Consider the following 18758-nt stretch of genomic DNA (forward strand, 5'->3'; position numbering starts at 1 on the left):
CGAAAACAGGCGCGACCATTTTCGAGATAAGCACGCAAAATTTTTCCTTGTGTACGTTTGCGCTGCCGGATTCGTCGCGTTTTCAATCTGACGGTTTACCTCTGTCACATACGACAGGATTGCGCCCGTACGGCGCCGCGCGGCGGGCCGCCGCAACTCGTTTATGATGGCAGACACCTCCGCTTCACCCGCTTTCCTCGATGACGTCCGAACGGCCTGCCGACTCCCGCGCTCCCGCCCCCGCTCCCGCCGATGACTGGCAGGACGACGGCAGCTACGCGTCCGGCGCGCCCGAGCACGATTTCGCGGTACGCCGCGTGACGCTGATCGTGCTGCTCGTCGCGGCGATCGTGCTGCCGTGCATCTACGTGGCGGTGATGGCGTACAACGACCTGAAGGCGCGCGAGGCCGCGGCGAGCGACGTGACGATGCGCACCGTGCGCGTCGCCGAGGAGCATGCGCTCAAGGTGTTCGACCTGAGCGAAACGCTCGATGCGCGCATCGTCGATCTCGTGCAGGACATGGACGACGCAGCCGTGCGCAGCAGGGAATCGGACATCCACGAAGCGCTGAACACCATCGGCGGCGGCTATCCGCAGGTGGCCGCCGTGTCGATCTTCGGCGCGAGCGGAATGCTGCTCGCCAACAGCCTGTACTATCCGGCGCCGTACGCGTCGATCGCGAACCGCGACGACTTCGCCGGCATCCGCGACGGCAAGGTCATCGAACACATCTCGCGGCTGATGATGGGGCCGCTCAAGCTCGAGAACATTCCCGTATTCAACACGGGCGTCGCGCGACGCCATAGCGACGGTTCGTTCGCCGGCATGGTGTCGATCGCACTGAAGTCGTCGTATTTCAACGCGTTCTACCGCGACCTGCTCGGCGGCGCGAGCACGCCGATGACGATGGCGCTCGCGCGCTCGGACGGCGCGGTGATCGCGTCGTATCCGCCGCCGCCGTCGCTCGCGCACACCGATCGCTCGGTCACGTTCGGCAATGCGCACAACGATCCGCGCGCGGGCGTCGTGCGCGTGCGCCACGACGGCGCGAGCAGCGAGATTGTCGCGTATCGCCAGGTCGGCAGCTACCCGGTCTTCGTGACCTGCGCATACCGCACGTCGGCGATCTGGCATGAATGGTACGAACACCTGAGCGTGCTGTTCATCTCGATGTTCGCGCCGTCGGTCGCGCTGTGGTCCGTGATCTGGCTGTCGCTCAAGCGGCTGAAGGCGGAAGAGGAGGCGTGGGACCGCTGGCAGGCCGAAGCGTCGATGCGGCGCTCGATCGAATCGGCGTACCGGCAGTCGCGCAAGATGCAGGCGCTCGGCAATCTCGTCGGCAGCGTCGCGCACGACTTCAACAACCTGCTGATGATCATCTCCAGCAACGTGCAGATCGCGCGGCGGCGCGGCGTCCAGCATCTCGACAAGGAGCTCGGCGCGATCGAACGCGCGCTGAAGAACGGGCAGTCGCTCACGCGCCAACTGCTCGGCGTCGCGCGCAAGCAGCCGCTGCACAACGAGACGATCGACATCGGGCAATGGCTCGGCACGTGCCGCGAACTGCTGAAGACGTCGCTGGGGTCGAAGTCGTCGCTGGTCGTCGCGATCGAGCCGGGCGTCTGGCCGATTCGCGTCGACGTCGCGGAGCTCGAGCTCGCGGTGATCAACCTCGCGGTCAATGCGCGCGATGCGATGGCGACCGGCGGACGCTTCACGGTCGGTGCGCGCAACGTCACGCTGCGCCGCGAGGACGGCTTCCCGCTGACGGGCGAGTTCGTGCAGATCTCGCTCGACGACACGGGTTCGGGCATGGCGCCCGACGTGCTCGCCCGCGCATTCGAACCGCTGTTCACGACGAAGGCGCAGGGAATGGGGACGGGGCTCGGCCTGCCGCAGGTATTCGCGTTCTGCGAACGCTCGGGCGGCCTCGCGACGATCGACAGCGCGGTCGGCGCGGGTACGTCGGTGCGTCTGTACCTGCCGCGCGCGCGCGCCGAGGACGTCGTCGCACGGCCGGCGGCCGGCGCGCACGATGCGGGGAACGGCACGCTCGCCGGCCTGCACGTGCTGCTCGTCGAGGACAACGGCGAAGTCGCGGCCGGCACCGAAGCGCTGCTGTCGCTGCTCGGTCATCGCGTGACCTATGCGCCCACCGCCGACGACGCGTTGCGCCTGATCGAGGGCGCCGCGGCGAACGACGCGTTCGACCTCGTGATTTCGGACATCCACATGCCGGGCCGCATGAACGGCATCGATCTGGCCGAAGCGGTCGAGAAGCGACCGGGGAAGCTGCCGGTGATTCTCGTCACGGGCTATGCGGAGGAGCTCGACCGCACGCGCACCGTCAACGTCCGCGTGCTGTCGAAGCCGTTCGATATCGCGCTGCTCGACGAGATCCTGCTGGGCATCCGCGAAGCGCGCGACGCACGACACGCCGGCGCGTGACCGGCCACGTGCGGGCCGGCGCCGGCGCGACTGCGTGAACCGGCGCGGCGGCGATCAGGCCAACGACGTCACGCCGATTTCAGCAGGCGCACCCAGCCCGCGTAGCGATCGACGAAGCCCTGCAGGAACTTGCGCGTGTCCTCGCTGACGATCTGCCCCTGGTCGTCGATGCGCGCCGGGTCGTGCTTGATGAACATCTCGGGCTGACCGAGCGTCTTCACGTCGAGGTACGCGAGCACGTTGCGCAGGTGCTGCTGCGCGAGTGCGGTGCCCGTCGCGCCCGGCGACGTGCCGAGCACCGCGCCCGGCTTGCCCGACCACGAATTGGAACCCCACGGGCGCGAGCCCCAGTCGAGCGCATTCTTCAGCACGCCCGGAATCGACCGGTTGTACTCGGGCGTGACGAACAGCAACGCGTCGGCGGCTTCGATCGACTGCTTGAAGCGCTTCGCGACTTCCGGGAAATTCGCGTCGTAGTCCTGGCTGTACAGCGGCAGCTCGCCGATCTCGACGAACTCGAACGAAAAATCGGCGGGGGCGAGCGAGATCACGGCGTGCGCGAGCGCACGGTTCGTCGAAGCGCTGCGCAGGCTGCCGACGACGACCGCAATTCGATAGGACATGGCATTCTCCTTCCGGTAAGTGAGGAATCGGAGCGATTGCTTCCGAATGGGCGACAAAGGTCTGTTTATAGGCAAGCCAGCCCGCGAGCCGTCCGACGGGGCCATCCGGCCGACTTTCCACAAGGTTTTCCACAGAAATTGTGGATAACTCGACCGTTATGTTCCGACGTTACAGTTTGCCCGCCGCGCGGCGCCTTCGACGTGCGAGACGAGGGTTCGGCAAGCATAGCGCAGCGCGGCGGCCGGCTTCATGAAATCGCGACGGAACATGGCGTTGCAGGGCGGCACCGCAACCAGTAAGCTGCTCGCACCGCGATGCGCCCGTTCCGTGACGCATGCGCGATCGCTTCGAAACACGACAACCCACACATGCCGTCCGCATACGACGACCCCGCCTATCTCGCACAACTGCGGCACGATCTGCTGCGCTTCGCACGACTCCAGCTTCGCGATGCCGACGCGGCCGAAGACGCCGTGCAGGAAGCGCTGGCCGCCGCGTGGTCGCATGCCGGCGAGTTCGCGGGGCTATCGGCCCACAAGACGTGGGTGTTCGCCATCCTGCGCAACAAGCTGATCGACGTGCTGCGCGCGCGGCAGCGGATGGTGAGCCTGACCGCGCTCGATGCGGAGCTCGACGGCGAATCCGTGCTCGATCGCGAACTGTTCAAGGACAACGGGCACTGGGCCGCGCATGCGAAACCGCGACCGTGGCCGAAACCCGAGACGCTGTTGCAGCAACAGCAGTTCTGGATGCTGTTCCAGGTGTGCCTCGACCATCTGCCGGAGCAGATCGGACGCGTGTTCATGATGCGCGAATTTCTCGACGTCGAGATTCCGGACATCTGCAGCGAATTGACGCTGACGACGAATCATTGCAGCGTGCTGCTGTACCGTGCACGCACGCGCCTGCGAACCTGCCTGAGCGAAAAAGGACTGACGACCGAAGATGCTGCCGGGGAAATGTACTGACGTGACACGACTGCTGTCGGATGCGCTCGACCGGCCTCTGACACTGCACGAGCGCCTGCAGGTGCGTGTGCATCTGCCGACCTGCAGCGGATGCCGCGCCTATCGCGGGCAGATCGCGCTGTTGCGGACGGCCGCGAAAGCGGCCGCGGGGCGGGAGCCGGATGATGATGACGGGCCGTCCGGTGGCGGCTAGGGCGTGTTCACGCCCGAGGCGCCGCGATGTCGGCGTATCGTTCCGGTGACGGCTAGCAGGCGGCCTGGAGGTTGCGTCGGCCTGGATGCCGTTGCGCGTGCCGGGCTGGGCCGCATTGATGCAATAAGAAAAATACGCCGGACAAGAATTATTTGAACAACGCCTTCACCGACTCGGGCGGTCGACCGATAGCCGCCTTGCCGCGATACACGACGATGGGGCGCTGCAGCAGGATCGGATGAGCGACGATCGCCGCGTAGGCTTCGGCGTCGGTCAGATCAGCGCGGGCCAGATTCAGCGTCTTGTACGGCTCCTCACCGTCGCGCAGCATGTCGCGGACCGGCCGGCCGAGCTGCTGATGCATCGTTTCCAGTTCCTCGACGGTCGGCGGCGTCTTCAGATACTCGACGACGGTCAACGGCGTGCCGGCGGTATTCAGCGACTCGACCAACGCAAGCGTCTCGCGGGACTTCGAGCATCGGGGGTTGTGGTAGATCGTGATCATCATTCAAGCCTGGGTGGGGGAGCCCTGTATTGTAGCCACTCTGCATTGAGGGGCTTGGTGGCGTGGTTCAGCCGAGACCGGGGTGGCGTTCCTTTCGACAAGTGGCTGAGACGGTTTGGTTTAGCAACGCGCTGTGATGGAAGAGCGTGTCTCCGGTGTTCGAAAACGCTTCAAAGAGCCGTTGTTTATGCGCATAAAGCTAGAACATCTGGTGCGCAGGATTCGCGGACTGCAATTTGCCCAGCAATGTGTCGCACAGGTTATCTCCGATGGTGGGGGCGTGATGGCCCGGCGCGTCGAGTGGTTTATGCGCATAAAGCCAGCGATTTTTGGCCGAGGCGACGCGCGGCTCCGGGCGTGGACGTATGCGACACAAGGCGGCAGAGGGCGATCGCTGTATCAATCAGCCACTCAGCGCGACATCATCGGCGGCCTGCCTGGGGCAGGTTTATGCGCATAATGCCGGCGATTGTCGGGCGACGCACGGCTTGACTCGGGCCTTGGGCGATGCCGACACGAGACGGCACCGGGCGATCGCTGCAAACGACAGACCGTCCCGACACGACATCATGGGTCGCCTGATTCGGTGAGGTGTCGGCTGCGGCCCTTCATCGCGGATCATCGTTGCGTCTGGTTTATGCGCATAAACGCTGCGGGCCGACAGAATGTCACCCTGAGGCATGCCCGTTCACGGAGGCGACTCAGGGTCGCGCATTCGCCTCGGAGCGCGCAGATCGCTCGCTCGCAGATGCCCGACACGCACGCTCCCCACAGAGTTCATCGCTTCGCCCACTGCGGAGTTTATGCGCACAAACTCCCCGGCTCGCCGACAGTCCTATCCGCCCCGGAAAGGGCAGAGCAACGCGATATCCCCGTGACGAACAGGTGCCCGGCGATGTAGCGCGTGAAGACCATCCCACCACGCAGCCCATCACCCCTCTATCTCAGCTTCGCCACCTCCAACACACCGCCCCAACGAGCTCGCCATCTTCGCCACTTCGTTTATGCGCATAAACCGATCGTCCGAATGGCCAATGCGTCGTTGTCGACCGACAATTTCATTGAAATTCAAATATCGTCCTGTAGAATTCCAACGACCAAAACAGGAGTGAAAATTGGCCGCGGAAATTATTGCAGTCACTCAACAAAAAGGTGGCGTCGGCAAAAGCACGATTGCCATGCATCTCGGCGCCGCGTTCCATGAAAAAGGGAAGCGCGTCCTCGTCATCGATGCTGACCGTCAAAACACGCTGGTTCACTGGTCGAGCGCATCCGGCGACAGCGAAAACGGCATCCCGTTTCCGGTCGTCAATCTTGCCGAAGCCGACGGCCAGATCCATCGCGAGATCAAGAAGTTCATCAACGATTACGACATCATCGTCGTGGACTGCCCGCCGTCGATCACCGAGAAAGTCTCGGGTGTCGTCCTGCTGGCCGCATCGATTGCCGTGATCCCGACATCGTCGTCGCCGGCCGATTACTGGTCGAGCGTCGGGCTGGTCAAACTGATTCAGCAGGCGCAGGTGATGAACGAAGACCTCCGCGCGGTCTTCCTGCTGAACAAGACCGAAGAGAAACGCATGCTGACCCGCGAGCTCAAGCGTGCGCTCGAGGAACTCGGCTTTCCGTTGCTGAAGACGCAGATCCCGACTCGGGAAGCGTACAAGCAGGCGATGGCGCTCGGTCAGACCGTGCTGCAAATGAACGATCGTGGCGGCAAGCTGGCCGCCTCCGAAATTCGCGCATGTGCCGACGAAATCGTCGCCATGCTGCCCTGACTTTATGCGCACAAAGGAGTCACATGAAACCCTCCCAATTTGCCAAAGGATTCCAAGCGCGCCCGGATATCACGACGAGCGAGAAGCGCACGGCGCTCGATCGGCTCAATGCGATCGACGGCATCGTCAAGTCCGAGACGCCGCCCCCGGCGTCGACCAAATCCACGAAGAAGGACATCGCACCGCCGCCTGCTCCGGAATTCACGATCGACCCGTCGATCGACGAATCGCAGCAATATCGCGCGTGGCGTCTCGAGAATCGCTATGCCCCGGGGCAGGTGATCGAGTTGCCGTTGAAGGCGATCAAACATAGCCCGTTCAACCCGCGGCACTTCTATCTGAAATCGTCGATTGCCGAACTCGCGGTGAACCTTGCGAAGCAAGGGCAGCAGCAAGCGATCCACGTGATTCCGGATTACGACAACCCGGGCACGTATTTCGTCAGCGATGGTGGCCGCCGCGTGCGGGCGCTGAAGGAAGCGAACAAGGAGTCGGTCAAGGCGATCGTGATCGACGTGCCGATCGGCATCCAGAGCTACAAGCTCGGCTATGACCTCAACGTTCAGCGCGATTCGCAGACGGTGTTCGACAATGCCGTCGTGTGGCGCCGCTTCCTCGACGACAAGCATTTCCAGAGCCAGAAAGAACTCGCCGAGCATCTCGGCCTCGACGAATCGACGGTGGCCGTCGCACTGTCGATCGGCAAATTGCCGGAAGCGATCATGCAGGAAATGGTCGCGCGCCCCGATCGCTTCGGATCGAACATGGCGTATCAGGTCGGCCGCTATCACAACGCGCGCGGCACCGAGGCGACGCTGCGGCTGATCAACAAGATCGTGTCGGACGACCTCAGCACGCGCCAGGTGTCGGACATCGTCAAGGGCCGCGTCGCGGCACAGGAGACGCCGAAGGCCGCGGGCCGTCAGCGCTACGCGCAGCGTCTCGAGATCAAGCTCGGCGGCAAGTCGGTCGGCGATCTGAAATCGTATGGCGAAGACCGCATCGAACTGCGCCTGCGCGGCCTGCCGAAGGACAAGCGCGACGCGATCCTCGAGCAACTCGAGCGGATGCTGTTGTCGGAGTAATGGAAGCGGCCGGCAGGGCCTGACAAGGGCGCCGGTCCCGCCCGACCAATGGATGGGACCGGCGGCGGCCCGTCAGCGGGCCTGAGCAGGCCTCAAGCGGCCCGCGACTGGTTCAGCGTGAACGACAGCAGATCGCCGTCCGTCGGCTCGCCCCAGGTCTTCTGGGCCAGCCAGTCGAAAAAGGCCGTCTCGGCCAGCTTGGAATCGAGGCCGCGCTTGCGCCAGTCGTCGCGCAGATGCGAGCCCATCGTCGGCAATGCCTCGGATTCGAACGACTCACGCGCCACTTCGCGCTCCGCGTCGCCCTGCTCCTCGTACAGCACCTTCGCTTCCTTGCGGCGGAACGCCGCGAACTCGCTCAGCAGGCGAGCCTTCAGATCGTCCGGCTGCGCAGCCGCAGCCTTCGCGGACGGCGTGCCGGCAGGCAGCGCGTCGACCGACTCGACCGGCGGCGCATAACCCTTCTTCAGCGCGTCCTTGAACAGCGCCGGCGCGCTGCGCACCGGCGGCAGCGTCGTGCTGCGCATCCGCTGCTCGGTCATCTGCAATGCGGCGCGAATCCGGTTTTCCTCGCTGTCCGCATAGAGTGTTTGTGCTTCCTTCAGCGGGATCCCGAGTTTCACCATCCGGTCGACCAGCGTGCTGTCGAACACGTTCGGGTGTTCGTCGAGCGCGAGCATCGGCTGCTTGCGTTCGGTCACGCGAAACTGGATCTCGGCCACCCGACGCCCTTCGCGGTGCTCGATCAGTTCGACGAAGATGTTGGTGACCGCATTGACTTCCGCGATCGCGGGACGCAGGTAGTCGCGCTTGAAGTACTTGTACTCGCGCTTCGCTTCGTCGCCGGCTTCCGTGTCGGGCGTGCCCGACAGAATCGGCCGCCACCATTCCCACGGCTCGCGCATCGTCAAATGGCTCGGGTTCGTCAGGTAGCGCACGCAGATCTCGTACAGCGCGAGCCCCGCGCTGCTGCGTAGCTGGCTCTGGAACTGCAGGCTCAGGCGCGCATACTGGACCGGGTCGAGCAGCTTCTTCTTGATCTTCGGCGCGAACGAGAATTCGACCCATACGCGGCGGGTGGTCGGATCCTCGAGAATTTCCGCATCGGCAATCAGCGTGGAGATCCCCCACTTGCGGCCCGGCTTCTGGCTCGACGTCCCCGTGCTCCATTCGACCTGCACCGACACCATGCGGCGCAGGTGTTCCTTCACCAATGCGGTGTCGTTCGAATCGAAAGCGGAGTTGGCAACGATGTCCGACAGCAGCGCGCGATACGTATCGCCCGAATCGTCGGCCTGCTGCGCGACGGCCAGCAGGACATTGAACAGCTTGCGAGTGAGGAGCGTGATCTTGCCGCTCTTCGGCTGAATGGCGATCGCCTCGACGGCCTTTCGCAATTCGGCTGAACTGGCACTCACCACATCCACATCGGTTTTCTTGGCGCGCTTCGTCGTGGCCATACGTCGGGTCGGAGGAGAAGTTTCCCGGAAGGATAGCGCCTGCGGTGATGTGCGTCCAGAACGACATGCTCACCATAGCCGGTGAAGCGCGCCGGCAAAACGGCACTCACCCGAACCCCTCCCGAAAACGCTCACCGGTCGGCCAGGGCGGCGTTCCGGACTCTTCCAGACGTGCCGCGGCATGCGCCGATTCACAGAATTTCCCCTGTGCGCGACACGTGCGGAATTGGCTCCCGTATCGGCTCACCTTTCGATTTGTCGTAATTTTGCGACTGCGCAGCCGAGAGTTCGACACAGGCTTGCGACTGCACCTCACCGCCCGTCCGCGACTGAAGCACACCGGCCTGTATGCATGTACAGGCATGGCTCGCGAGGAAGTCGATTCGGCTCCGACATAGGGGAAAGCACCGCGGAAACCGGCACGCGCGGCCCGAACAACGCGTGATTGGCTGGCCCGGGCGCGCATTGTACAGCGCGCAAATCGTATCGGGTCCCGAAAATACTCACCTCGAGCACAGCAGGTCGATTCGTCCGGATACCGATAAATGCCCGACGGACGCGGGACCGAGCGCCAACGACTCCCGAAAACGCTCACCTTACCAATCAAATGCGGCACTGCGGCGGGCACGGAAATGGCTCCCGAAAAACCTCACCGTAACCGGCCCGGTATCAAAAACTTCAATTTCTTCCGATACTTATGCACAGAAGGCATTTGGCTGTGCATCGCCGCGATCTCCCGGAAAGCCTCACCTTTCGGCTGGAATCCTTCATACGACGACCGTAGGCCCTCCCCCGAAAAATCTCACCTGTGCCAAAAAGTGGCACAGCAAAAACGAGATTTCTTCCAGTCCTGGCGGGCTTTTCGGCGAATTCGACCGGTCCCTGGTCCTGAAAAGCCTCACCTTTGCCCATTTTTCGAGCAGATATCTCTCCCGGAAAATCTCACCTTTCAGCCAGGCCACAGCCTGTGATCCATGCCCCGAAAAAGCTCACCTTGCGCGCAAAGGGGCAGGAAGACCCGGATTTCCCTCCCGAAAAACCTCACCTTTGGGGCATCACAGGCACCGGAGAGCACTTTTGCTGTGCAAAATGGCGTCCGCTTCCCGGAAATCCTCACAGCAAATTCCCGCGAGGTCCCGTGAAATCTCACCTTTCATCCAATCTGCCCAAAAAATGGGCAAAATCGGGGCGCGAAACAGGTCCCGCAAATTCTCACCTATGTCTGCACAGGCAGAAAACTGTGCGGTCAGGCGCAGTGCGGGTTCCATGGCTGTATGACCCCGAAAACCCTCACCTTTGGGAAAACTCGTGTTTTACTGTGATCCCGAATCCGCTCACGACCCTTCCTGCAACGGCTCACGCAGCTCCCCGAACCCCATCACGTCAGCTCCCGCAGAAGATCACCTTGGCTCCCGTAAAACTTCACCTTGTCGGCCGGAAAGCCTTGTGCCACAAGGCTGTGCCGTGGCGTTAACGTTTTTAACTAAGGGTTCAAGGGTGTTTACTTCTAATACTCTCAAGACATCGGTTGACGAGTTTTCCACAGATACCCCGACCCCTGAACACCCACGGGCCATCGGATCCGATGTCATGTGAAACAAATACCAAAGTTCGGGGTCCGCTGAAAAACGCTTGCCGAACAAAGACTTGGATGATTTTCTTCGCTTTGTTTCACGGAATCCGAGGCCACCTTCGGCCAAACGCGTTCGCAGCGCTGATTTCGGTGCAAAACGACGTAAATTCACAACGGACCGTCGAAATAAGTATCAAAAAATACGTGTTTCGTTATGATTGCAACACTTCATTGCCTGCGAGTGTTGTCATGACCCTGGACGAAATGCGTCAAGTCATTCGGGAAGAACTGGAATCGCTGCGCGCAAGCGGTGCACGGCGTCAGGAATTGTCGCTGCATGCGTGCAAGCGCCTGTTTTTCGATCTCGGCATCCGGCCGTCGGCCGCCAACGTGCGCGATCTCACCCAGACCGGCAGCGCCAGCGACATCCCGAAAGACATCGATCACTTTTGGGAGCGCATCCGTTCCGCCTCCAAGATCAGGCTCGACGGCGCGGCGATCCCGAAGGCCGTCGAGGAAAAGGCCGGCGCATTGCTGGGCGCACTTTATGAAGAGGCGTTGAAAGCGGCGCGCGACAGCCTCGACGGCGACCGCGAGCAGGTTCGCGCCGATGTGGCCGCGGCCGAACAGCGGTTGCGTGACGCAACCGTCCGCCAGGAAACGCTTGAAGAAGCGCTCGCGCGCGGCGAAGCGAGAAACGAGCAATTGCAGGCGCGGGTGACCGAACTCGAGGTCCAGCTTGCGTCGCAGACCACGCACGGTTCGGCAAGCGAAGCAACGTTGCTCACCACAGTCGCCCGACTGGAAAAGGAACTGGCCGCGGCTGCCGGCCGCCTCGATGCCGAACAGGCCCAGAATGCCGCGTTGCGCGACCGCATCGATGCGTTGCAAGCCGAATTGCAGCAGCGCACCGAGCACTATGCGCAGCAAATCAAGGATGCGGTGGCCGAAGCCGAACGCCGCGTCAAGCCGATGCTGGTCGAACTGGACGCGTTGCGCAGCATGGCGTCGACCTACCAGAGCGGGTTGCGCGACGTTCAGCGCAAGGAGTTCGATTTCCTGCAGCAATTGAGCTCGGCCAAGGCGCGCGCCGACCGGCTCGAAGAACAGTTGCGTACCCAGAGCGACGAACTGGACCGCGCGATGCGCGACGCGAACGCGTTGCGCGCGAACCGCGGGATGAATCCGGAAATCGCCGCGCTGCTCCGGCGCCTAGCCGATGCCGGACAACTCGATGCGAACGCGTATGCCGCGATCGGCACCTCGCTGGATCACGAGATTCCGGCGCCGGCCCGGTGCCCGCATTGCGACGGCGAGCCGGAACTGTCACACGGTGACGACGGCTTTGAAGTCGCGTGCCCCGAATGCGAGCACGCTTCGGGCCCATGGCCGTCCCGTTTCGAAGCCGCCGCGCGTTTCGCGCAGACTTGACCCGGAAGCCGGCGACACCGCACAGGTGAGAATATCCGGGAGACTTGAGGTGAGGTTTTTCGGGAGCTGTGAAATGGTGAGGCTGCGCCACGCAAGGCTGCTCACGGATCGTTTTGCGTGAGCAGCCGTTTCCCGATCAGTGAGTTTCGTCGCGGTCGGACGCGTCACCGTTGTCGTCGGCCAGCCCGTCGCGCCAGTTTTTCCATGCGCGATGCAGGCGATTCGACGAGATCGGCCGCATGAAGCCCAGCCATTTGCCGACCCGCTCGGGCGGGACGTCGTGCTCGAACAGTTCGGCCGCGTACGTATTGCGCAATGTTTGCGGGCTTGCGCGCGCGGTGCGTGACGACGTGAGCCCGGCCGATTCGACGATCGCGTCGATCGCGCGCAGCATCGTTGCCTTGTGCATCGGCCGCCCGGCATGCGACGCGGGGAACACGAGTTCTCCCGGAATCTCCTGGCGTTTGCGTTCGGTGAGCCAGGCTTCGAGCAATGCGATCGCGAACGAGGCGAGATGGGTTTCGCGCGCGTAATCGGGATGCGTCGACTCGATCCGCAGCGACGTGCCGCTCGTATTGATGCAACTAATCGTAAGCGCGCGCGCTTCCCCGGTTTTGATGCCGGCGCCGAGAAACGCGGCAACGAGCGCGCGGTCGCGACGCTCCTTCCAGTACGCGGCGCCCGATACGCCGATCGGCGAGAACAGATACGCGAGCAACGTCGCGCGTTCCGCCGGCGTGAGGAAGCCGGTCGGTTCGTTGTCGCGGGCCTTGCGCCAGTTCGCTTCGCCATCCTGAGCAATGAACCGGGCGGGATTGGTCGATGCGTATTCGGTGCGGCGGATATGGTCGAGCACACGCTCGATCAGCCTTAAATAGCGCATCCGCTGTGTCTTCTTGATCGGCAACTCGCCGACGAAGTTCGCGATGGTCGGCGTATCGACCGTCGCCAGATTCTTTTGATGCGCACGCATCCACGCGAGAAACGCGCCCCATTGCGCGCGATAGACATCGGCCGACGAGCGGCGATAGTCCTGCATCGCGAGCCACGCGTCGAACGCGGCTTCGGGCGAGACGACCCAGTCCGATGCGTCGCGGTCGAACAGATCCTTTTCTTCCACACGCGCGGCGGTGTCGGGAGAGGCGGGAAGGGACATGGTGTTAATTCCGTTAGTTGCGTATATCGTAGCCCTTTTCGCAACGTATCGGGCAGCACGCGGGTGAACCGGCCGCCATGCATCGCGGCCGGGGCTCGGCCATCAGTCGCCCCACGCCTTGGACGGGCGGTGAGCGCGCACGGGCCGCGCGGTGTCGTGTGTGGTTGCTGCGGCTTCGTACGCGAGAACGGCGAATGAAAAGACCGCGGGCAGCGCGTTCGAGCGCCCGAAGTCGATCGGATCGTCGGTTTCGGGAAACGTCATGTCGGACGGTCGTTCGAACAGTTGCCGCATGCCGGCGTCGTGCCGGCTCGCAAAGCCGAGATCGGCGAGCGCTTCGGCTTCGATCGCGTGCAGCAGGCGCCATGTCAGCGGTACGCGCTGACGGATGTAGCGCGCGGCGATATGGCGAACGATCAGTTCGAGGTCGTGCGCGGCAGCCTTGAAGCTGAGCGCGGCCAAATCTTGTTCTTCTGTCATTGCAGGCTCCTGTCGACCGGGGCGGGCGCCTCGGTGCGCCGGCTCCGGTCCATGCATGGCGGAATGTCCGTATACTGTACAAACATACAGTGTTTTCCGCAACTGGCCTGCGATCTGCCTTTTGGCCGACTATACGCGCCGTCAGCGATGGATCACGATCAACAAGGCCCGCGCTTCGGTCCTGCCGGGGTTGCGGATCGCATGCGGCTCGTCGGCCGGGTAGCGCGCGGTGTCGCCCGTCTTCAGGCGTCGGCTGGCCGCGGCGGCCTCGATTTCCATCGCGCCCTGCAGCACGGTGAGGTGCTCGCGCGTGCCGGGTTCGTGCGCGTTCGATACCAGTGCGCCGCCGCTTGGCAGCGTCAGCTCGTACCACTCGAACTTGCCGGCGAGGTCGATCGGGCCCCATACGCGCAACTGGTACCGGCCGTCGTGGCCGGCGAGCGTCGGAATGTCGTGCGGGCCGTCCACGCGGATCGTCTCGGGCGCCTTCGGCTGCGAGAACAGTTCATCGAGCGTGATGCCGAGCGCGTTCGTCAGCCGCCACGCGACCGCGATCGTCGGGTTGGCCTTGTCGCGTTCGATCTCGGAGAGCATCGATTTCGATACGCCGGCTGCGCGCGAGAGGTCGTCGAGCGTCAGCTTGCGCTCGTTGCGCAGCCGCTGGATCTGCTCGCCCACGCGCGGCGGGGTCGCGGCAGGCGGTTGCGGGGCGGCGCCGGCAGGCGTGCGCCGTGAACCGGGGGAACTTGCCATTTGGATTCCGTTCGCTTAGAGTTGTTCGATATTTCGAATTCTAGTTCGGAATATCGGATAAATGCGGTCAACCGAACGACCGACTATAACAGTAGCAGGCCGTTGCGCCGCCACGAGCGGTGCGCTGCGGAATGCGAAACCCTGTCAGGAGCTTTGCGATGCGTGATGCCTTTCTCGCCCAGGTGCGCGGGACGCTCGACCAGATCCGCGCGGACGGTTTTTACAAGACCGAGCGCGAGATCGCGAGTCCCCAGGCGGCAGCCGTGCGGCTCGCCGGCGGTGCCGGCGTGCTCAATTTCTGCGCGAACAACTATCTGGGCCTGGCGAACGATCCGCGCCTGGTCGACGCGGCGAAGGCCGGCCTCGACCAGGACGGTTTCGGCATGGCATCGGTGCGCTTCATCTGCGGCACGCAAACCGTGCACAAGCAACTGGAAAGCGCGCTGGCCGCGTTTCTCGGCACCGAGGACAGCATCCTCTATTCGAGCTGCTTCGACGCGAATGGCGGGCTGTTCGAGACGCTGCTCGACGAGAACGACGCGGTGATCAGCGACGAGCTGAACCACGCGAGCATCATCGACGGTATCCGCCTCTGCAAGGCGAAGCGTTTTCGCTACAAGAACAACGATCTTTCCGACCTCGAGGCGAAGCTGAAGGAAGCCGACGCCGCGGGCGCCCGCCACAAGCTGATCGCGACCGACGGCGTGTTCTCGATGGACGGCATCATCGCCGACCTGAAGGGCATCTGCGATCTCGCCGATCGATACGGCGCGCTCGTGATGGTCGACGATTCGCATGCGGTGGGCTTCATCGGCACGCATGGCCGCGGCACGCCCGAGCACTGCGGCGTCGAAGGCCGCGTCGACATCATCACGGGCACGCTCGGCAAGGCGCTCGGCGGGGCGTCGGGCGGCTATGTCGCCGCGCGTCGCGAGGTGATCGAGCTGCTACGCCAGCGCTCGCGTCCGTATCTGTTCTCGAACACGCTCACGCCGAGCATCGCCGCGGCGTCGCTGAAGGTGCTGGAACTGCTCGGCAGCGACGAAGGCGCGAAGCTGCGCGAGCGCGTGCGCGAGAACGGCGCGCGGTTCCGCAAGCAGATGACCGAAGCCGGCTTCACGCTCGTGCCGGGCGCGCATCCGATCATCCCGGTGATGCTCGGCGACGCGCAGCTCGCGACGAACATGGCCGACAGGCTGCTCGGCGAAGGCGTCTACGTGATCGGCTTCTCGTTCCCCGTCGTGCCGCGCGGCCGTGCGCGCATCCGCACGCAGATGAGCGCCGCGCATACGCCCGAGCAGATCGACCAGACGGTCGCCGCGTTCGTGCGCGTCGGCAAGTCGCTCGGCATCATCTGACGGAGGCGCGACCATGAAAGCACTGGCAAAGCTCGAACGCGGCCCCGGCCTCACGCTCACGCGCGTGAAGCGTCCCGAAGTCGGCCACAACGACGTGCTGATCAAGATCCGCCGCACGGCGATCTGCGGCACCGACATCCATATCTGGAAGTGGGACGACTGGGCGCAGAAGACGATTCCGGTGCCGATGCACGTCGGCCACGAATACGTCGGCGAGATCGTCGAGATGGGGCAGGAAGTGCGCGGCTTCGCGATCGGCGATCGCGTGTCCGGCGAAGGCCACATCACGTGCGGTTTCTGCCGCAACTGTCGCGCCGGGCGCCGGCATCTGTGCCGCAACACGGTGGGCGTCGGCGTGAACCGCGAAGGCGCATTCGCCGAATACCTGGCGATTCCGGCGTTCAACGCGTTCAAGATTCCGCCGGAAATCTCCGACGATCTCGCGTCGATCTTCGATCCGTTCGGCAACGCGACGCACACGGCGCTGTCGTTCAACCTGGTCGGCGAAGACGTGCTGATCACCGGCGCGGGGCCGATCGGCATCATGGCCGTTGCGATCGCGAAGCACGTCGGCGCACGCAACGTCGTCATTACCGACATCAACGACTATCGGCTGGAACTCGCGCGCAAGATGGGCGCGACGCGCGCGGTCAACGTCGCGCGCGAGTCGCTGCGCGACGTGATGGCCGACCTGCACATGACCGAAGGCTTCGACGTCGGTCTCGAGATGTCCGGTGTGCCGAGCGCGTTCACGAGCCTGCTCGAGGCGATGAACCACGGCGGCAAGGTCGCGCTGCTCGGCATCCCGCCCGCGCAGACGGCGATCGACTGGAACCAGGTGATCTTCAAGGGGCTCGAGATCAAGGGCATCTACGGCCGCGAGATGTTCGAGACCTGGTACAAGATGGTCGCGATGCTGCAGAGCGGCCTCGACCTGTCGCCGATCATCACGCATCGCTTCGCGGCCGACGATTACGAGCAAGGCTTCGCCGCGATGCTGTCCGGCGAAAGCGGCAAGGTGATTCTCGACTGGACGGTCTGAGTCGGGTATCGAGAGACTGGGCGGCGCGGCACGTTTGCCGGCTGCCCCGTTTTCGTTTGCACACACGCACCGTCGCGCCGCGGACGCACGATTGAACGCTTGAGGTGAGATTTTTCGGGAGCCGTGTTCGTGCGCCGAATCATCACACGATCGCGCATAGGTGATGCGCAATAGCAGGCTCGCGTCACCTCTCGGCAACTGCTTCGCTTCTCGCCGTCATAGCATTCGGCGCCCGTTTCTCCTCTTCCACGCGCTTCCCCGCTTCGCTTGGCGTGCGAGGGTTCGCTCGCGACCGTATGCGAGATCGTACCGACCCGGCACGTCCACCGTGAGCCGCACGCTGCGTTGCGACTCACTGATACGAGGCGTTATCGACACCGATCGGTGCGCCGACCCCTACCTGATTCGTTCACCTTCCCATCCGCACGGCTCGAACGGAAGGCTCACCCCGACGAGCCAGCGCTTCGGGCACGTTTCAGCCCTCCCGCCGACAGGGCTTTTTCATCCGGATATTGACAAGGTAGAACGATCGTTCTACCGTAAACCCATGAACCCACTTCTCGACTCCTCCGGCGAACCGGGCGTTCGCGAGCGGCTGCTCGACGCGGCCGAAGCGCTGATCTATTCGGGCGGCATCCACGCAACCGGTGTCGATGCGATCGTCAAGCGATCCGGCGCGGCGCGAAAGAGCTTTTATTCGCATTTCGAATCGAAAGAGGCGCTGGTGGTCGCCGCGCTCGAACGTCGCGACGAGCGCTGGATGCGCTGGTTCGTCGAAGCCACGCTGGCGCGGGGCAAGACGCCGCGCGCGCAACTGCTCGGCATGTTCGACGTGCTGCGCGACTGGTTCGGGCAGCCCGACTTTCACGGCTGCGCGTTCCTGAATGCGTCGGGCGAGATACCCGACGCCGAGGATCCCGTGCGCGTCGTCGCCCGTATGCACAAGGCACGCCTGCTGGCGTTCGTGCGCGAGCGCTTCGACGCCTATGCCGACGAAACCTGCATCGAGCGCCGCGGGCTCGCGCGCATCGCGCGTCAGTGGCTCGTGTTGATCGACGGCGCGATTGGCGTGGCGCTCGTCAGTGGCGATGCAAACGCCGCGCGCGATGCGCGCGCGACGGCTGAACTGCTGCTCGATACCGTATCGCGGTAGCCGACGCAGCGAATCCGAACCGGCCGCGTGCGTTCGCGGCCACCACCCTGAACAGGAGCAACCCATGTCCGCTTCCCCCGAAGTTCGTCCGCCCGTTCCGCCCTTCACGCTCGAAACGGCGCGCCAGAAAGTGCGCGCCGCCGAGGACGCATGGAACACGCGCGACCCGCAACGCGTGTCGCTGGCCTATACGCCGCAAAGCCGCTGGCGCAATCGCGCGGAATTCGTGACGGGCCGCGACGAGATCGTCGGGCTGCTGCAGCGCAAGTGGGCGCGCGAACTCGACTACCGGCTGATCAAGGAGCTGTGGGCGTTCGACGGCAATCGCATCGCGGTGCGCTTCGCGTACGAGTGGCATGACGATGCGGGCAACTGGTTCCGTTCGTACGGCAACGAGAACTGGGAGTTCGATGAAAACGGCCTGATGGCGCATCGTCACGCGAGCATCAACGATCTGCCGATTCGCGAGGCGGACCGTCTCTATCACTGGCCGCTCGGCCGTCGCCCCGACGATCATCCGGGGTTGTCCGACCTCGGGCTGTGATGCGAGCACGCGTTCAACGGACCGGCGAACGCATCACCGGGGTTCAATGGTGAGGAAATTCGGGAGCCGTCCGCTGAAGGTGAGATTTTTCGGGACGAGGTGAAATGTCGCGTCGAGCTGTGTGCCTCGAACAGGTCGACGCGGCGTTGCGCCCGGTGAGGCGGCGTATGTGGCGACGTGCAGCGGTGTGCTTCACCGCGTGAGG

General features: G+C 63.8%; 17 protein-coding genes. 11 read left to right on the forward strand and 6 right to left on the reverse strand.

Features of this window, described 5'->3' with window-relative positions:
• Positions 1-200: 200 nt before the first annotated feature.
• Complete coding sequence (locus KPB06_RS01520) at positions 201-2450, forward strand: hybrid sensor histidine kinase/response regulator (RefSeq protein ID WP_059581483.1); 2250 nt, start codon at positions 201-203, stop codon at positions 2448-2450.
• A gap of 68 nt (positions 2451-2518) precedes the next feature.
• Here the strand turns inward: KPB06_RS01520 and KPB06_RS01525 are convergent, their stop codons facing one another.
• On the reverse strand, positions 2519-3073 hold the full coding sequence (locus KPB06_RS01525; protein WP_059581481.1) for an NADPH-dependent FMN reductase: 555 nt from the start codon (positions 3071-3073) through the stop codon (positions 2519-2521).
• A 369-nt stretch (positions 3074-3442) separates the two neighbouring features.
• Here KPB06_RS01525 and KPB06_RS01530 point away from each other — a divergent pair, with 369 nt between their 5' ends.
• Both KPB06_RS01530 and KPB06_RS01535 read left to right on the forward strand, forming a co-directional pair.
• Positions 3443-4042 carry an RNA polymerase factor sigma-70 gene (locus KPB06_RS01530; RefSeq protein WP_059581479.1) on the forward strand — a complete coding sequence of 200 codons (600 nt, stop codon included), beginning with the start codon at positions 3443-3445 and terminating at the stop codon, positions 4040-4042.
• On the forward strand, positions 4020-4235 hold the full coding sequence (locus tag KPB06_RS01535; protein WP_081059312.1) for a zf-HC2 domain-containing protein: 216 nt from the start codon (positions 4020-4022) through the stop codon (positions 4233-4235). Before KPB06_RS01530 ends, KPB06_RS01535 begins: the two co-directional genes overlap by 23 nt.
• A gap of 148 nt (positions 4236-4383) precedes the next feature.
• Here the strand turns inward: KPB06_RS01535 and arsC are convergent, their stop codons facing one another.
• On the reverse strand, positions 4384-4740 hold the full coding sequence (arsC, locus tag KPB06_RS01540; protein WP_059582173.1) for an arsenate reductase (glutaredoxin): 357 nt from the start codon (positions 4738-4740) through the stop codon (positions 4384-4386).
• Between the two features lie 136 nt (positions 4741-4876).
• Between arsC and KPB06_RS01545 the strand changes: the two genes are divergently transcribed.
• From KPB06_RS01545 to KPB06_RS01555, 3 genes are all read left to right on the forward strand, one after another.
• Complete coding sequence (locus KPB06_RS01545) at positions 4877-5200, forward strand: hypothetical protein (protein ID WP_146075231.1); 324 nt, start codon at positions 4877-4879, stop codon at positions 5198-5200.
• A 655-nt stretch (positions 5201-5855) separates the two neighbouring features.
• Positions 5856-6518 carry a ParA family partition ATPase gene (parA, locus tag KPB06_RS01550; RefSeq protein WP_059581476.1) on the forward strand — a complete coding sequence of 221 codons (663 nt, stop codon included), beginning with the start codon at positions 5856-5858 and terminating at the stop codon, positions 6516-6518.
• Positions 6519-6541: 23 nt separating this feature from the next.
• A complete protein-coding gene (locus KPB06_RS01555; protein ID WP_060317669.1) occupies positions 6542-7603 on the forward strand; it encodes a ParB/RepB/Spo0J family partition protein in 1062 nt (353 codons plus the stop codon).
• A 92-nt stretch (positions 7604-7695) separates the two neighbouring features.
• Here KPB06_RS01555 and KPB06_RS01560 read toward each other — a convergent pair whose 3' ends face one another.
• Positions 7696-9063, reverse strand: coding sequence for a replication initiation protein (locus KPB06_RS01560; RefSeq protein ID WP_059581471.1), 1368 nt, complete (start codon positions 9061-9063; stop codon positions 7696-7698).
• Between the two features lie 1822 nt (positions 9064-10885).
• On the opposite strand from KPB06_RS01560, the gene KPB06_RS01565 reads away from it, so the two are divergent.
• The gene (locus KPB06_RS01565; RefSeq protein ID WP_059581468.1) at positions 10886-12067 is read left to right on the forward strand and encodes a DNA-binding protein; all 1182 of its coding nucleotides are present in this window, start codon (positions 10886-10888) and stop codon (positions 12065-12067) included.
• 136 nt (positions 12068-12203) lie between these two features.
• On the opposite strand, the gene KPB06_RS01570 is transcribed toward KPB06_RS01565, so the two are convergent.
• From KPB06_RS01570 to KPB06_RS01580, 3 genes are all read right to left on the reverse strand, one after another.
• Complete coding sequence (locus KPB06_RS01570) at positions 12204-13223, reverse strand: tyrosine-type recombinase/integrase (protein WP_060317664.1); 1020 nt, start codon at positions 13221-13223, stop codon at positions 12204-12206.
• Between the two features lie 102 nt (positions 13224-13325).
• Positions 13326-13703 (reverse strand): DUF2471 family protein, encoded by a 378-nt coding sequence (locus KPB06_RS01575; RefSeq protein ID WP_059581462.1) that lies wholly within the window; start codon positions 13701-13703, stop codon positions 13326-13328.
• A 141-nt stretch (positions 13704-13844) separates the two neighbouring features.
• On the reverse strand, positions 13845-14456 hold the full coding sequence (locus KPB06_RS01580; protein ID WP_275905276.1) for a helix-turn-helix domain-containing protein: 612 nt from the start codon (positions 14454-14456) through the stop codon (positions 13845-13847).
• A 158-nt stretch (positions 14457-14614) separates the two neighbouring features.
• Between KPB06_RS01580 and KPB06_RS01585 the strand changes: the two genes are divergently transcribed.
• The 4 genes from KPB06_RS01585 (at position 14615) to KPB06_RS01600 (ending at position 18553) form a co-directional block, all read left to right on the forward strand.
• The gene (locus tag KPB06_RS01585) at positions 14615-15814 is read left to right on the forward strand and encodes a glycine C-acetyltransferase (RefSeq protein WP_059581457.1); all 1200 of its coding nucleotides are present in this window, start codon (positions 14615-14617) and stop codon (positions 15812-15814) included.
• A gap of 13 nt (positions 15815-15827) precedes the next feature.
• Positions 15828-16856 (forward strand): L-threonine 3-dehydrogenase, encoded by a 1029-nt coding sequence (tdh, locus tag KPB06_RS01590; protein ID WP_006480187.1) that lies wholly within the window; start codon positions 15828-15830, stop codon positions 16854-16856.
• 547 nt (positions 16857-17403) lie between these two features.
• On the forward strand, positions 17404-18009 hold the full coding sequence (locus tag KPB06_RS01595) for a TetR/AcrR family transcriptional regulator (RefSeq protein ID WP_275905521.1): 606 nt from the start codon (positions 17404-17406) through the stop codon (positions 18007-18009).
• A 64-nt stretch (positions 18010-18073) separates the two neighbouring features.
• Positions 18074-18553: a nuclear transport factor 2 family protein gene (locus KPB06_RS01600; RefSeq protein WP_059581450.1), complete on the forward strand. Its 480-nt coding sequence runs from the start codon at positions 18074-18076 to the stop codon at positions 18551-18553.
• Positions 18554-18758: the final 205 nt, after the last annotated feature.

Source organism: Burkholderia semiarida, assembly GCF_029268935.1.
Lineage (GTDB): Bacteria > Pseudomonadota > Gammaproteobacteria > Burkholderiales > Burkholderiaceae > Burkholderia > Burkholderia semiarida.

Coding starts and splice junctions, on each gene's coding strand:
- KPB06_RS01520 (WP_059581483.1), top strand. CDS start 201: ATGACGTCCGAACGGCCTGCCGACTCCCGCGCTCCCGCCCCCGCTCCC.
- KPB06_RS01525 (WP_059581481.1), bottom strand. CDS start 3,073: ATGTCCTATCGAATTGCGGTCGTCGTCGGCAGCCTGCGCAGCGCTTCG.
- KPB06_RS01530 (WP_059581479.1), top strand. CDS start 3,443: ATGCCGTCCGCATACGACGACCCCGCCTATCTCGCACAACTGCGGCAC.
- KPB06_RS01535 (WP_081059312.1), top strand. CDS start 4,020: ATGCTGCCGGGGAAATGTACTGACGTGACACGACTGCTGTCGGATGCG.
- arsC (WP_059582173.1), bottom strand. CDS start 4,740: ATGATCACGATCTACCACAACCCCCGATGCTCGAAGTCCCGCGAGACG.
- KPB06_RS01545 (WP_146075231.1), top strand. CDS start 4,877: ATGGAAGAGCGTGTCTCCGGTGTTCGAAAACGCTTCAAAGAGCCGTTG.
- KPB06_RS01555 (WP_060317669.1), top strand. CDS start 6,542: ATGAAACCCTCCCAATTTGCCAAAGGATTCCAAGCGCGCCCGGATATC.
- KPB06_RS01560 (WP_059581471.1), bottom strand. CDS start 9,063: ATGGCCACGACGAAGCGCGCCAAGAAAACCGATGTGGATGTGGTGAGT.
- KPB06_RS01565 (WP_059581468.1), top strand. CDS start 10,886: ATGACCCTGGACGAAATGCGTCAAGTCATTCGGGAAGAACTGGAATCG.
- KPB06_RS01570 (WP_060317664.1), bottom strand. CDS start 13,223: ATGTCCCTTCCCGCCTCTCCCGACACCGCCGCGCGTGTGGAAGAAAAG.
- KPB06_RS01575 (WP_059581462.1), bottom strand. CDS start 13,703: ATGACAGAAGAACAAGATTTGGCCGCGCTCAGCTTCAAGGCTGCCGCG.
- KPB06_RS01580 (WP_275905276.1), bottom strand. CDS start 14,456: ATGGCAAGTTCCCCCGGTTCACGGCGCACGCCTGCCGGCGCCGCCCCG.
- KPB06_RS01585 (WP_059581457.1), top strand. CDS start 14,615: ATGCGTGATGCCTTTCTCGCCCAGGTGCGCGGGACGCTCGACCAGATC.
- tdh (WP_006480187.1), top strand. CDS start 15,828: ATGAAAGCACTGGCAAAGCTCGAACGCGGCCCCGGCCTCACGCTCACG.
- KPB06_RS01595 (WP_275905521.1), top strand. CDS start 17,404: ATGAACCCACTTCTCGACTCCTCCGGCGAACCGGGCGTTCGCGAGCGG.
- KPB06_RS01600 (WP_059581450.1), top strand. CDS start 18,074: ATGTCCGCTTCCCCCGAAGTTCGTCCGCCCGTTCCGCCCTTCACGCTC.